Origin of the sequence: Pseudomonas sp. TMW22080 (assembly GCF_022496745.1) — a bacterium.
GTDB classification, from domain to species: Bacteria; Pseudomonadota; Gammaproteobacteria; order Pseudomonadales; family Pseudomonadaceae; genus Aquipseudomonas; species Aquipseudomonas bubulae.
On record NZ_SCFF01000001.1, the window covers coordinates 750122 to 765494 of the forward strand.

Genomic DNA, 15373 nt, shown 5'->3' on the forward strand with positions numbered 1-15373 from the left:
GGCCCGGGAACCCACGTACCCGATGCGCGATCAGGCTTCTTTGCCAAAAAAATGCGTCTTGAGCAACTGTTCGCTGATCGTTGCGTAATACACCTCGGGCACTTTCTGCCCGGGCCCGGCCTTGGCCTCCAGGCTCTTTTTACTGTCCATGCGCTGGCCGGGCAGCTTGAAGTGGGCCGCCGTCGGGTGCTCGTCCCCGCCACGCGCCTGGGCATAGTGCAAATGCGCGTACCAGAGCACCTGACCGGCGCGATCCTGCACGGCATATTCCTGCACGAAATCCTGCCGCTCACCGGTCATGGCGATGCGCTGATTGATTTTGGCCAATTGCACCTGGCCCTGCTTCAGCAAAAAATCCACCGTCACCGAGGTCGGCGGCATGCCCAGAAGGATGCCCAGCCCCTCGGCGCGCAACCGGGTTGATGCGGCCTCAAGACGGCCGATCAATGCCTGGGGCGTATCGGGCACGGGCACCGCCGCGGGCCCCCGATCGGGATGCAACGCCTTGATTTCAGCCACGAGCCGGTCAAGGTTATGGGCAAAGCGATCCAGAGAGCCATACAGCTCCGGCGGGAACTTCGTGCGTTTGACGTGGCTTTTTACGCGATGAATTTCGCCATTGACCTGCTTTAACAGGGTGGCAGCCTGGGTCCTGACCGTGCCATAGGGGCGTACCGGCGCGACCTCAGGTGTGTGCAGCTCGACCCATTGATCCGCCGCCGTCTGTTGATAGGCCGTCGAGACATTCGTCGACAGACCACCCGCCGCACGGGCCACCGGCAGGTCGCCGATATCGACAATTGACGCCTCGCCCTGTACCGGGCTGGCCCTGACGGTTCCGATCAGCAGTCCCTTGTTGCGCGTGCGCACGATTTTGCGCCTGGCGTTAGGCACACGGGAAGGCCCCGGCTGCGCCGGCAGCCATTCATCCCGGGCCCGGGCCTGCTCCAGTTGCATCGCCTCGGCCCGGGTATCCAGGGCCTTGATCACCGCCCTGACCTGCCCAACCTGACGTTGATCGAGCCGTGTCCCCGGGCGCATAAGAAAAATGCTCAACGCATCATCAGCCGCAGCGTAGTGCTCGCGCACATCACTGAGGACTTCAAGGCGTTCACTGCGGCTGAACAAGGTTTCGTCTTCAAGTTCGGACTGGTTTTTAGCCTTGAAATACAGCGGCCCGACAATCTCATCCACGGCGCGACGGTCATCGCCCAGCGGCTCCAGCGGTACAAGATCACGCAGCACCACCAGTTGATGGGATCGGCACAGCACATCGGAGCGGTAACGGGTGACCGTCTCACCCTCAATCTCGACCTCATAGCCGAAATAGCGCCTGCGCGCATCCTGCGCCTCCCTGAAACCCGACTTTGGCACCCCGCGCAGCTTCTCCAGATACCCCTGCATGGCCTTGAAGTCATTAACGGCGCCCTCCAGCTGTTCGAAAATCCTCAGGCAATCGGCTCGATAAGCCCCCGTTTTGAACATCGCGGCATCCACTACCTGCTTCTCGCCCCTGAACACCTCGGGGTGCATTTCCTGCAGAGAACGGCAGATACTCACTCTCGAGTCGAACAGATGCGCCGTCAGCAGGATCAGGTTCTTGTACTGCTGCGACACGATCACATGGTCATGGTCTTCCACCAGCAGCCCGTGCTTTTGCAGCAGATGATCCAGCGCCTCAAGGTATTCCGGCAGCTGCTTTTCAAACACCGCAATACAGCGCTCCAGCGCCTGGATACAGGCAGTCGGTGGCGCACCCTGGGCGCCGAGTTGTTCATAAGCCAGGGTGGCTTGGTTAATTTCAGCCTGCAGAACCGGCACCCGCTCATTGTAGAGCGCCATTTTTTTGCGCAATTCATTGATGCGCTTGATACGGGCGACGCCTCTGGGCAGAACCTGGGGCTCATCGCTGCCTCCCCGCAGCCCTGCCTCGCGGGAAAACCGCCACACCCCCTCGTGATCACCCTGAATACGCGGCCCCCGCTCGGAAGGGTTACGTGGACTGACCAGAAAGACCCCTGACGAATCCATTCCGATTTGATAGGGGAAATCCTCAACAAGGGCATGCCATTTGCCGTTCAGTATGTACAACCCCTTATAGACCCCCTCCCGCACATACATATTTTGCGTGGCGGACCATTCCCCCCGGTTGCGATCAAGCCATTCGAGATGGGAAGGCTTGATATGCACCCAATTGTTGTTGAACCAGGCATGGTCCAGCTGGCTTTTATGGTTGCCCAACGGCACTGCGGGCAGGAAAGTCACACCGTCGCGGATAACTGCAGGCACCGGGGGTTCGGCCTCGGGGGCAATGCGTCGCTGCTGAAATTCAGGCGGCAGCAGCGCGGTATCGGGGTGTAGCACCCTTGCCGGTAACGGTACCTGGGTGGGTCGCAGATGCAACAGGGTCAGCCCGACATTGAACAGCAGATCGATCAGCGCCGGCGCCCTGGAGGTTGAGTCAGGGCTGCGCAGGCTTTGCACATCCGTTTGCAACGCCAGCACTGTCATCACCACCGCATTAAGCACATGCAGCGCCCCTGGCAACTTGAGCATGGGCACCACCGTATTGAACAGCAGCCAGCCCCCTTCCAGCAGTGAGGCCCAGCGGCGCTCACTGTTGGACAGGGTTTGCCGGTCTGCCAGCTCGCTCAGTGCCAGGGCCATTTCGGTATATAACGTATGCCCGAAGTCGCCCTCGAGGGCGTCCTCGCCCAGCTGGGCCGGGCGGGAAACAGGCGGCACGGGAAACTCGTCAAACACCCATGACGATGCCGGGAAAGCGCGGTTGAAGCCAGCGACCGCATAGCCCTCCCGAACACCGGCAGGCAGCCAGTCAAGGACGCTCTGCTGCAGCGGCCCCGGCGCCACAATGGACGCCCTGAGTGCCGCCCAGGACGGAAACTCCAGCAGCGCATCCTTATACAAGGGCCGATAAAGCACATGGGGCCCCGCCGAGACCTGTTGCGGGCCGATCACGAACATGTTGCGCACCACATCCGCCCGCGCCGTGGGCGCTGCCAAAAAAGCCAGCGGCCGGATCACCACCGCCTGCCCGGGCATCGTGCGCAACGCAGGGTCGAGCATCATCAGGCCCTTTACGCACTGATAACCGCGTTCGGTAAAGTTGCAGCGCTGGCGCAATTTGCATTCCAGCGCCTGCAAAGGTAAGTGCACCCGCAGCTCATCGACAAACAACCGCTCCCTTGCCTGGGCATGCTCGGGGTTGCCCAGCAGGCAGCGCCTGATCCATTGCGGGTAGTTCTGGCCAATATCGACCGCCTGGACCAGGCGCCGGACATAGTCCGGGGTCATCCACCAGTCCTGGATCAACTGGCCTTTGGCATGGCTGATGCGCACCGGGCGGCTCAGTGCGCCCCTGAGGTTTTGCACGGCCAGCTCGGTCAGGGTCAGGGTGTAAGGGTTGAGCGTGCCGACCGTGCCCTCACCGCCCGGGCCCAGCGGCTGGTTAAAGGTCAGCACGACCTCATCAGGGTTATAGCCCGGTGCCAGTGGCTGATCCCGGCGCATCCGCCGGCGCAGGGCATCGACGGTGAAGTCATGCAGGCTGGGGATATCGTCGTTGAAACGACGGCCATTGGCCTGCTGATTGGTGCTGGCCAACGCCGTCAGATGGCTGCGATAAGCAAACCGGTCAGCTGCAGATGCCTGGCGCAACCACTCGGGCAGGCTGGCGTAGAGGCTCGACAGGTCCCGCGGCGCACGTGCTTGCGTGGCGCTGAACACGGCTGAGGTGTCGGTAATGTCCAGCACCTGAACTTCCAGGGCATCAGTACTTGCCGGCGGCACGGGCGCCATAATGGCATCCAGATGACGTTCAAGTATGCACATGGCCTGGGCCTGCACGAAGTTACCTTCAGGCTCATAAAGCACGCGGGTTATGGAGTCCAGTGCATAGCGCGCCGCCATGTCGCCGCCCCAGTGTTGAGTAAAGCCGCTGATGGACGCGAAAGCCTGGATAGTACCGTCCACCTTGCAGTGGAAAACGCCATTTTCGCCACTGAGCCCATGCACAATCAGCACATCGGGGGTCAGCACCTCCCAGGTCTTGCCCGCGGCCATCATCTTCGCGGCCACCGTGTAGACCCAGGTGCTGCTGTCGAGGCCGGGCAAACCGTAGCGATCGAGCCGGTCGGGGTAACTGAACACCGAGCGCAGCACGGCGCGCTGCCGGGCACTCAGGTTAACCGTGGTCTCGGCACTGGCCAGTAGCTGATCCTGAATGAGGCGCGACAACCAGATCAGACGGCTCGGCCCGGCATCGGCGGGTTGATTCCAGTACTCGACCAGGGCTTGTTGCAGCGCCACACGCCAGCCCTGCACCACGTTGCGCATCAGTGCTACGACCCGGCTGATGGGCGCGACAGGGCTCATCTGCGAATGGGCGGTTCTTACCCCGATAAAACACTCTTCGCCGGAGTAGTAGTCGTCGTTGAGCGGTTGCTGGCTGGCGATATGCTCCAGCAGCACATTGCTCAGCAACCGATAGCCGGGCTGCTCAAGCGCAGTACCGTCCGGGGCCACCGTATGCACCAGCCAGGTATGAAAAATATCGAAGACCTGCGGCGCAAAGGCCTCGGTCAATTTTTGGAGGAGCAACTGGTGAACCACGCTGCGCAGATTGGGGCGCAAGGCAAACTCACTGGCCACGGCTTGCTGGAGCAGCCGGGTGTCGGGTAAATCGGCTGTATTCACAGGGGTATCCTTCACTGTTGGGTCAAGGCAACAGTTAAAGGAAATTTCGGCCGTAACCTGGGGTAACGGGCTAGTGCATGGTCACTGAAATCATATCCATATCCGTATCCTTCGGCAGCTGCTACAGACCTAGGGCTTAGATAAAACTGCGCGGCTCGCGCAGCAAGACCTCCAGCTCCTCGGCCGGCAAAGGTCGGCAAAACAGATAACCCTGCACCTGGTCGCAACCGTTGTCGGTCAGGAACGCCAGCTGCTCCCGGGTCTCTACACCTTCGGCAATCACCTGCAAACTCAGGCTGTGCGCCAACTCGATAATCGTCCGGGCTATAGCCGCATCCTGAGGGCTCAAGGTGACTTCACGGATAAACGCAATATCAATCTTCAACTTGTCGATGGGGAAACGGCTCAGGTAAGCAAGGCTCGAATACCCCGTGCCAAAGTCATCAATGGAAATTTTCACCCCCATATCGCGCAGCGTCAGCAGGCTGGCCACGGTATGGGGCGTGTTTTCCATCAGCGAACCCTCCGTCAGCTCCACCTCGAGCAAGTGCGGATCCAGTTGATGGGCCTTGAGCGAACGCTCGATATCACTGACCAGGTCGCCTTCACAAATCTGTTGTGCCGACACATTGACCGCCACTTCCACCCCGCCAAGCCCCGCACCTTGCCATTGGGCAATCTGGCTGCAGACCCGGTCAATCACCCACTGCCCCACCCGGGAAATCAGCCCGAGGCTTTCCAGCAGCGGCACAAAAACCGCAGGCGAAATCGTCGCAACCCCTGGCCGGTGCCAGCGCAACAGCGCCTCGACGCCACAAATCCTGCCGTCCTTGAGGCTGATCTTGGGCTGGTAATAGACCTCGAAGGCCTGCTTGCGCACCGCATCGCGCAGCGCGGTTTCCAGCTCTTGCCGGGCCAGAACCTCGACATTCATCTGGGCCGTGTAAAACCGGTAAGTGTCCTTGCCCGCCTGCTTGGCCAGGCCCATGGCGGTATTGGCGTGCTTGATCAGGCGGTGCGCCTCGGCACCGTCATCCGGATACAGGGCAATCCCGTAACTGGCCGTCATCGGCGTGTCATGCCCCTGCAGCCTGAACGGCTCGCGCAGCACCTCGCGGATACGATCAACCATCTGCCGCGGGCCGGGCTGCCCCTTGCGGATCATCAGGATCAAGGCCAGCTCGTCACCGTCCATCCGTCCCAGGGTATCGCTGACATTTAGGCAATTGGACAGGCGCTGGCTGAACTCGGCCAACACCTTGTCCCCCATCAAATGGCCCCAGGTCAGGTTGATATTCTTGAAGTCATTGAGGCCAACCGTCACCACCGCCAGCTGCCAGCCGCGCAGCACCGCCTGGGTAAGGCCCATCTGCAAGGTGGTGTAAAACAGGTCGCGGTTGGGCAAGCCCGTCAGCGGGTCGTAATTGGCCATCTTCAGCAGCCGCTCATCAGCCCCCATTGCCGTTCGAAAACGCTCCAGATCGCTGGTGCGTTTTTCAAGCTGCTGCTCAAGCATCAGGGTATGCACCGCCTGATAATCGCCAAACGCCTTGAGCCGTAACAGATTGCGCACCCGCAACCACAACTCGTCACTGCTCACAGGCTTGCACAGAAAGTCTTCTGCGCCCGCTTCCAGCCCCAGCAGGCGCGCACTCTGCTCGCCCTGCCCCGACAGCATGATGATCGGGATATTGGCCGTGGATGAATTGGCCTTGAGCTGGCGGGCAACCTGATAACCGTCAGTGCCCGGCATCATCGCATCGAGCAAAATCAGATCCGGCTGCTGTTGCGCAACCGTACTCAAGGCCTGCTCACCCGAACTGGCCGTCAGCGTGTGGTAACCCTGCTCTTGCAGCAAGGCTTCAAGCAGCTCGCGAACATGAACATCGTCATCCACGATCAAGAGTGTGGCAGCTGTATTGGACATGGAACGCGCTCAAATAAGAGGCTGTTAGGTGCCTGATCCGCCGGCCTCCCTGGCTAGCGACCCGTGCCCGTTTAAAGATCCAGTAAAGCACCGATACCCGCGCTTCACCATGAACGCCAAAAACAAAAAAAGCACCCGGAGGTGCTTTTTTGCCTGCGCTACGGCTTAGCCGGCCAGGCCCGCTGCCCTGGCCCGCGCAGCATGCAGTTTCTTGTAGCTGTCAATCAGGCGCAGATGCTTGTCCAGCCCTTCCAGCTTGATGCTGGTGGGGGTCAAACCATGGAAACGCACTGTACTGTTCACCGAACCGATGGCGGCGTCCATACGCTCGTTACCAAACATACGGCGGAAATTGGCCTCGTAATCTTCCAGCTCCAGATCTTCGTCCAGTTTCATCTCCAGCACCGCATTCACCGCCTGGTAGAACAAACCGCGCTCCACGGTGTTGTCGTTGTACTGCAGGAACATCTCCACCGCCTCTTTCGCCTCTTCATACTGCTCAAGGGCGAGCCAGATCAGCAGCTTCAACTCCAGGATGGTCAACTGGCCCCAGGCGGTATTGTCGTCAAACTCGATACCGATCAACGTGGTGATATCGGTGTAATCATCCAGCTCGCTTTCCACCAGGCGCTCGACCAGCCCCTGCAGCGCTTCTTCATCAAGGCGATGCAGGTCAAGGATATCGGCACGGAAAAACAGCGCCTTGTTGGTGTTGTCCCAGATCAGATCGTCAGCCGGGTAGATTTCCGAATAATCCGGAACCAGAATGCGGCAGGCCTTGGCGCCGATATGCTCGTACACCGCCATATACACCTGCTTGCCCATGCCCTCGAGAATCGCGAACAGGGTCGCGGCTTCTTCGGCATTGGCGTTTTCGCCCTGACTGGTGAAATCCCAGTCGACAAACTCGTAATCGGATTTGGCACTGAAGAAGCGCCACGACACCACACCGCTGGAATCGATAAAGTGCTCGACGAAGTTGTTCGGCTCGGTTACCGCCTGACCTTCGAAGGTCGGCTGTGGCAAATCGTTAAGCCCCTCAAAGCTGCGGCCCTGCAGCAACTCGGTCAGGCTGCGCTCCAGCGCCACTTCCAGGCTCGGGTGCGCCCCGAACGAAGCGAACACCCCACCGGTACGCGGGTTCATCAGGGTCACGCACATCACCGGGAACTCACCGCCCAGCGACGCATCCTTGACCAGCACCGGGAAGCCCTGCTCTTCCAGCGCCTGGATCCCGGCCAGAATCGACGGGTACCTGGCCAGCACAGCCTGGGGTACATCCGGCAGGGCGAACTCACCCTCGATGATTTCGCGCTTGACCGCCCGTTCGAAAATCTCCGACAGGCACTGCACCTGGGCTTCGGCCAGGGTGTTACCGGCACTCATGCCATTGCTCAGGAACAGGTTTTCGATCAGGTTGGAGGGGAAGTACACCACTTCGCCATCTGACTGGCGCACGAAAGGCAGCGAACAGATCCCGCGTGCTTCATTACCCGAGTTGGTATCGATCAGATGGGAGCCGCGCAGCTCACCTTCGCGGTTATAAACCTTGAGGCAGTACGGGTCGAGAATCTCGCCCGGCAACTCATCCTCGGGCCCCGGCTTGAACCAGCGCTCGTCCGGATAATGCACAAACTCGGCATTGGCGATCTCCTCGCCCCAGAACTGATCGTTATAGAAGAAGTTGCAGTTCAGGCGCTCGATAAACTCGCCCAGGGCCGACGCCAGCGCGCCCTCCTTGGTGGCGCCCTTACCGTTGGTAAAGCACATCGGCGACTGCGCATCGCGAATATGCAGCGACCACACATTGGGCACGATATTGCGCCACGAAGCGATTTCGATCTTCATCCCCAGGCCCGCCAGAATGGCAGACATATTGGCGATGGTCTGCTCCAGGGGCAGATCCTTGCCGGCGATAAAGGTACCGCCTTCAGAACCGGACGCCGGCATCAACAAGGCCTGGGCATCGGCGTCGAGGTTTTCCACCTCTTCAATGACAAACTCGGGGCCGGCCTGCACCACCTTCTTCACCGTGCAGCGGTCGATGGAACGCAGAATGCCCTGGCGGTCCTTCTCGGAAATATCCGCAGGCAACTCGACCTGAATCTTGAAAATCTGGTTATAGCGGTTTTCGGGGTCGACAATATTGTTCTGCGACAGGCGAATATTCTCGGTGGGGATATTGCGCGTCGAGCAGTACAACTTCACAAAGTAAGCCGCGCACAGCGCCGACGAAGCCAGAAAGTAATCGAACGGACCAGGAGCCGAACCATCGCCCTTGTAGCGGATGGGCTGATCGGCAACCACGGTGAAGTCATCGAACTTGGCTTCAAGTCGGAGGTTGTCGAGAAAGTTGACCTTGATTTCCATGCGGGATTACCAGAGTTGCTAACAAATAATGGCGGCCATTATCCGGCTTTTACGCGTGAAGTGTTGTGCTTTTGCGCATAACCCGCGGCCAAGCGCCCCGCTCCTGGAGCAACTGCCGAAGGAACGAGGCTGCGATCGACTGCGCAGCAGCCGTAAACCCTGAGAACCTGAGAACCTGATTTAACAGACACAACACATTGCCTGATTTTGCGACGACTTCGTCGGAGTGCCGCATCACGCCGAACGCAGCCTTCGTTCCTCGTCAGCGACTACAGCAATAGAGCAGTACACGCGAACTGAACAGGCCGGCCGGTCGGCCGCCTCGGAGCGCAGTGCTTTTGATCTGCCTGCCCTCCCGGGAGGCCGAGAGGAGGTTCAGTGGAGTGGGTCGACCGGCATGGATGCCGGGAGAGCCGTGATGGGCCATGGATGGCCCGTGACGGCGTGCCCACGGAGCAGGACCGGAGCGAGGGAACCTGAGCGCAGCGAAGGCCGTACGATGGGGCGAGGACCTTTTGGTTCATTTTGGGTCCTTCCAAAAGGGACTCGCTGTAAGAGCGAAACCAATATTCCAGTTAGACACAAATGCCGGATATGTACCCGGTGGATCTGTTATTTAAAGCTAAATAACGCGCCTGTCGCCAATCAGGCGCGTGCTGCTTCAGTGCGTTGCCAGCGTATCCAGCGACTTGTCGACATACCCCTTGGCCAGCTCCACCAAGTGCATGACCGACAACACCAGATCGCGCGCGGGCCCGCTCAAGCCATTCCCCGCCTCATTCGCGCAGGCACCCGCACAGCGCAACAAGTCTGACGCCTGGGCCAGGGCCGCTTCTGAATTGACACTGTGCGGGATGGCAAACAAGGCCGTGCCCAAGGGGCGAAGAGGCTTATGGTTTTGCAGGTAGTAATTGAGCGCGCGCTCAGCGGCGGCACGGTCCAGCAACGGGTCGTTAGCCTCAGCAGCAGCGAGGGCTAACACGGGTGGATCGGGGGTGATCTTTTTCATGGGGTTCTCCAAATTTATGGAGCTGCCCTTGATCGCGACTAAACGAATGGGAAGGCAGCCGTACGCAGGTTAGTCGACCGGAAAACTTGGAAACCGGCGCACACGAAGGTGCCCTACGCACGGCCACCATAACAATGGCATTTTGCGTCAAGTTTACCAGCCGGGCGACTAAACCCGACCGCTGAAAGGCAGCGATGGGCCGAGACTATGCCCCGAACTGGACAGGCGCAAGCCAGGGGGATTTTCTAGGATGTTTCACGGCAATGAAAGCGAAACGTCGTACGAAACGCCTGAAAACAAAGGTCAAAAAACCCCACCTGGCCCCGTACCACCCAACAACGACAACCCACCTCCCAAGCAGCAAACTGTGAATATTCACCCCTGCGCCGCCCCTATCGCGACCATAAGCCATATTCAAGTCACTGTACTGACACAATCCCGGGCACAACTTTGAAACATGCACTAACTTAATGCAGCAACTAAGCCATCATTTAAATTATATAGCTTTATAGTCAGAACTATTATTCCAGGGTTATAAGCCATGCCTGCCCTGCCCCGAAACAAGTTCTAAAACACTATTTACACAGACATATCATAGTGCCACTATCCCGCCCGACCGAGCCCTGGCAGGGCTAGGCCGTGCCACACACCTGCGGTAAAAACACCCGATTTCGGGCCCCTGAACACCGGCCTGCGCACACCACCCGTCTGTACACGGCCCCGGCAAGGGCCGCACCCAAGTCCGCGGCAGCGCCCGCCAACAAAGGGCCCGGCTCAAGAGACCTGCCATTGAGCGGAGTTATTTTTAGTCGAAAATGGCCGAAATGTTATTTATTGTCGAACAATAGATATTGAAATACAGCTATATAGCTCAAACAAAATCGCCTGCAGATTTAAAGGTTGATATTGCAATCGGTTCGCAGTTAATATTTTGCCCGTTCAATTTCGTACCGACCCTTTATCTGTAATAAAGCCGGAGCAACTGTGCTCCTGCCCAGGCCATCGCCACATCATACTGATGCCGGCAGCCTTTATTGATAGGCACAGCCACTCCCTGGACAGGGAGTATTGGTCGTGACGATTCGTTAAGTGCTCTCGCCGGCTGAGCATGTATGGCACAAAGGAAGCTGCCTTGTTTAAACGAATCTTGATTGTCTGCATTGGCAATATTTGCCGCAGCCCTACCGCCGAGCATCTCTTGCGGGTCGCCCTTGCGCCTACCGACATCGTCGTGAGCTCCGCAGGCCTGAGCGCCGTAAAAAGCAAGCCCATCGAAGCCACAGCGGCGGCCGTTCTAGAAGAACATGGCCACACTGTGCCTGAACATATCTCCACCCAGCTGACCGCCGCCAAAATAAATGAAGCCGATCTTATTTTGGTCATGGAACAACATCATATTAATGGTGTCCTAAGCCTCGCTCCAGAGGCTCGGGGCAAAGTTTTTCTGCTGGGCAAATGGCAAGACAACCGCGAAATCAACGACCCGTACCGCCAGGGCAAGCCTGCTTTTGTGCATGCGTACGCACTGATTGACGCCGCCGTAAATGCATGGGCCCAGCGGATCAAACGCTGAGTCATTCCTCGAATTACCTGTGAAGATAAGAAACCGACTTATGCAGCAAACACCCGTGACAAAGCCCCATGAACAAGATGACGACAACGACGAAATCGACCTGATGGGGTTGTTGGGTACGCTGATCGACCATAAATGGCTGATTGCCGGCGTCACGGGCGTGTTTATGGCTGCGGGGGTTGCTTATGCCCTGTTGGCAACGCCGGTATACCAGGCGAATGCGTTGATTCAGGTGGAGGCCAAGAAGAATGATCCGCTGGGCTTCTCCGATATCAGCAGCATGTTGGGTAAAGAGTCGCCATCCGCTACAGAAATCGAGCTGATCAAGTCCCGCAGAAATATTGGTGCTGCTGTCGATAATCTGAAGTTGGATATTGAGGTAGAGCCTAATCGTTTTCCGCTGATTGGCGAGTTTATGGCGCGACGGTTCAAGCCGGATGCGGAAAATGCTGTAGCCAGCCCACTGTTCGGTATGAACAGCTTCGCTTGGGGTGGTGAAGAGCTGAAAATTGCCGAGCTGGAATTGCCGAAGGAATTGCTGGGCAAAGAGCTGACACTGATCAGTGGTGACGCAGGCAGCTTTACCCTGCTGGATGAAGACGACAACTTACTGGCCAAAGGCCAAGTGGGTACGGCCATTAATGAAAATGGCGTCAAGCTGCTGGTAGAGACACTTCAAGCGAACCCCGGAACTACATTTAGCGTTGTTCGACAGCCACGCTTGACCACCATCCTGGCTTATCAGAAAGCACTGGACATCTCCGAGCGCGGTAAAGAGTCTGGCATGATTGGCATGGCGCTGGAAGATACGGATCCTGCCATCGCCATCCAGACCCTCAATGAAATTGCCCGCCTCTATGTGCAGCAAAACATCGAGCGTACTTCGGCCGAGGCCGCACAAAGCCTGGGTTTCCTGAAAGATCAATTGCCACAGGTTCGCAAAGATCTGGAAAAAGCCGAAAACGCACTGAATGCCTTCCAGATTCGTAGCAAGTCGATCGATATCAGCCTGGAAGCCAAAGCCATCCTCGACCAGATCGTGGCTCTGGACACCAGCATCTCAACCCTGAAACTTCAACAAGCCGAAATGGACCGCAAATTTACGCCTCAGCATCCGGCCTACCGCGCGCTGATGGGGCAACTGGCTGAGCTGACCGCAAAACAAAACCGTCTGGCCAAACAAGTTGAAGGCTTGCCAAGCACACAGCAGGAACTGCTGAGCCTGACCCGCGACCTGAAAGTCAGCACCGAGATCTATACCCAGTTACTTAACAAGTCCCAGGAGCTGGATGTAATGCGCGCCGGCGCAGTGGGTAACGTTCGCCTGATCGATACCGCAGACGTAGACCTTCGCTTCCCGGTCAAACCCAAGAAAGCCCTGATCGTATTGATCGCCACCTTGCTCGGCGCCTTCCTGGCCATCGGTTACGTGCTGTTCCGCAAGGCACTGAACCGAGGCGTGCAAAACCCCGACGATATCGAAAAGCTCGGCCTGCCGGTTTACGCCTCGATCCCCTTCAGCTCGTTGCAAAAAGTCGAAGACGAAAAGAGCCCTGGCGGTCGCGGTACCCGGGTAACACCACTCCTGGCCAGCAGCCACCCTACCGACCTGGCTATCGAAGGGCTGCGCAGCCTGCGTACCAGCCTGCACTTTGCCATGCTCGAGGCAGACAATAATCGCCTGATGATTTCCGGCCCAAGCCCAAGGGTAGGCAAGTCTTTTATCTCTGCCAACCTGGCAGCGGTAATTGCGCAATCCGGCCAGCGCGTATTGCTGGTCGATGTGGATATGCGCAAAGGCTATATCCATAAAATGTTTGGTATCCCAGTTGAAAATGGCTTATCTGATTATTTGGCCAAGCGTTGTGAGCTCAGTACAGCCATTCACAAAACTGAAGTTGAAAACCTGGATGTAATTGGCCGTGGCCAGATCCCGCCAAATCCATCCGAACTGCTGATGCATAAGAACTTCAGCGACTTCCTGGCACAAGCAAGTGCTCACTACGATCTGGTAATCCTCGATACTCCGCCTTTCCTGGCAGTGACAGATGCTGCCATTGTAGGTCGCCAATCTGGCACCAACTTGATTGTCACCCGCTTTGAACTGAACCCGGCCCGCGAAGTAGAATTGACCATGCGACGCTTTGCGCAAAACGGCATTGATCTAAAAGGCGCCATCTTCAATGGTGTTGAAAAGCGCGCTTCGGCCAAATATGGTTATGGTGCATACGGTTATTACAACTACGAATACAAGTCTGACAGCGTTTAATTACAGCAGCCTGAAACAACCCCGAGCACCTGCAATATTCCAGGTGCTCTTTTAATGCCTCAAACCACAAGCAACAATACATCTCCATCAAATATACCGCCCTCAAGGACTGGCGATTAATCTTGTGGCGGTAGCGTGCCTGAACGACCGTAAATTCCGGGTAGCGACAAATAGCACAGTGATAGTACCTGCTTGGCAACTCCAACACTCAGAACCTAAATTAAATGACACCACGACTTATGCCGAAGCAAAGCCTCATACGCTTTATCAATATCGCACTGCGCGGCATAACACTCGCCAGCAAGTTCTTGTTGATTTTCTTTCTCGCCAAATTTCTTGAGCCGGAAGAACTAGGCCTATATGGTTTGCTTACTGTTACAATTGGCTATGCTTTATATCTGCTTGGCTTCGACTTCTACACCTTCACAACACGAGAAGTGATCAAACAAGAAAAGGGCAACTGGGGCGGAATACTCAAAAATCAAAGCGTGCTCTCAATAATTCTGTACCTTGCAATTTTCCCGATACTCAGCTTGATTTTTATTAAAGACCTATTGCCCTGGAGTGTAGCGGGTTGGTTTTTCACCTTACTAGTTTTGGAACATATAACTCAAGAACTTGGCCGCCTCCTAATAGCCGTATCAGAGCAATTGCTTGCAAGCGTGATGTTGTTTCTACGCTCTGGAATCTGGGCTGTTTTTGTAACGTTTTTAATGCTCATGCGACCGGACACACGCGAACTCAATATTGTTCTTATTAGCTGGGCATTTGGAAGCTTGGCTGCGCTATGCTTAGGTATTTATCGCTTAAAACAATTGAACATTACCGGATGGCATAAACATATTGACTGGAAATGGATTCTCAGGGGACTGAAAACCGCCATCCCCCTCTTAGTTGCTACCTTAGCTGTTCGCGGAATTCTCACGGTAGACCGTTATTGGTTTGCAGAGCTGACAAATCTGGAAACCTTGGGAGCTTACGTTCTATTTATGGGGGTAAGCACCGCGCTATTATCTTTTTTAGATGCAGGAGTATTCGCTTTTCTATACCCTGCAATGATCAGCGCACACCACAACAAAGACGCAATCGCTTTCCGCCTCAAATCAAAAACGCTACTACTCCAAACACTAATTTTTTCCTGCATCTTTGTAGCCACTGCACTCGTAGCAATAGACCCCCTATTAATCTGGCTTAACAAACCTTTATATCTTGCGCACAAAAGCATTTTCTTATGGACACTATTAATCACCCTACTCTACTCACTGAGTATGATCCCGCACTACGCCTTATATGCCCAGGGCCTAGATCGCCCCATTATTCATAGCCATATCGCCAGCTTGCTGATTTTTATTCCAGTCACTTGGCTATTGTCGCGTTACTGGCCCCTGCAAGCAGTACCTGCAGGCCTGTGCATAGCCTTCCTGTTTATCTTGCTGTGGAAATGCCTGGCGTTTGTCCGTTTAACCCCGGCGCAGTACCGCTGACACCTCATCCAACCCTTAAAGAATT

At 56.7% G+C, this 15373-nt stretch carries 7 protein-coding genes; 3 read left to right on the forward strand and 4 right to left on the reverse strand.

All coding sequences use genetic code 11. The annotated features are described in order from the left end of the window. Window positions 1–30: 30 nt before the first annotated feature. From EQV96_RS03230 to EQV96_RS03245, 4 genes are all read right to left on the reverse strand, one after another. Entirely contained in the window at window positions 31–4716 is a 4686-nt protein-coding gene (locus EQV96_RS03230) for a DUF6543 domain-containing protein (RefSeq protein WP_240881268.1), read from the reverse strand. A gap of 136 nt (window positions 4717–4852) precedes the next feature. Further along, window positions 4853–6643, reverse strand: coding sequence for an EAL domain-containing protein (locus EQV96_RS03235; RefSeq protein ID WP_240881270.1), 1791 nt, complete (start codon window positions 6641–6643; stop codon window positions 4853–4855). Between the two features lie 165 nt (window positions 6644–6808). Next, on the reverse strand, window positions 6809–9013 hold the full coding sequence (locus EQV96_RS03240; protein ID WP_095018129.1) for an OsmC domain/YcaO domain-containing protein: 2205 nt from the start codon (window positions 9011–9013) through the stop codon (window positions 6809–6811). Window positions 9014–9674: 661 nt separating this feature from the next. Beyond that, a complete protein-coding gene (locus tag EQV96_RS03245; RefSeq protein WP_095018130.1) occupies window positions 9675–10022 on the reverse strand; it encodes a DUF3077 domain-containing protein in 348 nt (115 codons plus the stop codon). A 1132-nt stretch (window positions 10023–11154) separates the two neighbouring features. Here EQV96_RS03245 and EQV96_RS03250 point away from each other — a divergent pair. The 3 genes from EQV96_RS03250 (at window position 11155) to EQV96_RS03260 (ending at window position 15348) form a co-directional block, all read left to right on the forward strand. Beyond that, window positions 11155–11595: a low molecular weight protein-tyrosine-phosphatase gene (locus tag EQV96_RS03250; RefSeq protein WP_179291896.1), complete on the forward strand. Its 441-nt coding sequence runs from the start codon at window positions 11155–11157 to the stop codon at window positions 11593–11595. A gap of 40 nt (window positions 11596–11635) precedes the next feature. Then, a complete protein-coding gene (locus tag EQV96_RS03255; protein ID WP_240881279.1) occupies window positions 11636–13864 on the forward strand; it encodes a polysaccharide biosynthesis tyrosine autokinase in 2229 nt (742 codons plus the stop codon). Window positions 13865–14103: 239 nt separating this feature from the next. Further along, window positions 14104–15348, forward strand: coding sequence for an oligosaccharide flippase family protein (locus tag EQV96_RS03260; protein WP_240881287.1), 1245 nt, complete (start codon window positions 14104–14106; stop codon window positions 15346–15348). The last annotated feature ends 25 nt before the right edge of the window (window positions 15349–15373 follow it).

What these genes read in the sequence shown, in the direction of transcription:
- EQV96_RS03235 (WP_240881270.1), bottom strand. Translation starts at nt 6,643, where the DNA reads ATGTCCAATACAGCTGCCACACTCTTGATCGTGGATGACGATGTTCAT.
- EQV96_RS03240 (WP_095018129.1), bottom strand. Translation starts at nt 9,013, where the DNA reads ATGGAAATCAAGGTCAACTTTCTCGACAACCTCCGACTTGAAGCCAAG.
- EQV96_RS03245 (WP_095018130.1), bottom strand. Translation starts at nt 10,022, where the DNA reads ATGAAAAAGATCACCCCCGATCCACCCGTGTTAGCCCTCGCTGCTGCT.
- EQV96_RS03255 (WP_240881279.1), top strand. Translation starts at nt 11,636, where the DNA reads ATGCAGCAAACACCCGTGACAAAGCCCCATGAACAAGATGACGACAAC.
- EQV96_RS03260 (WP_240881287.1), top strand. Translation starts at nt 14,104, where the DNA reads ATGCCGAAGCAAAGCCTCATACGCTTTATCAATATCGCACTGCGCGGC.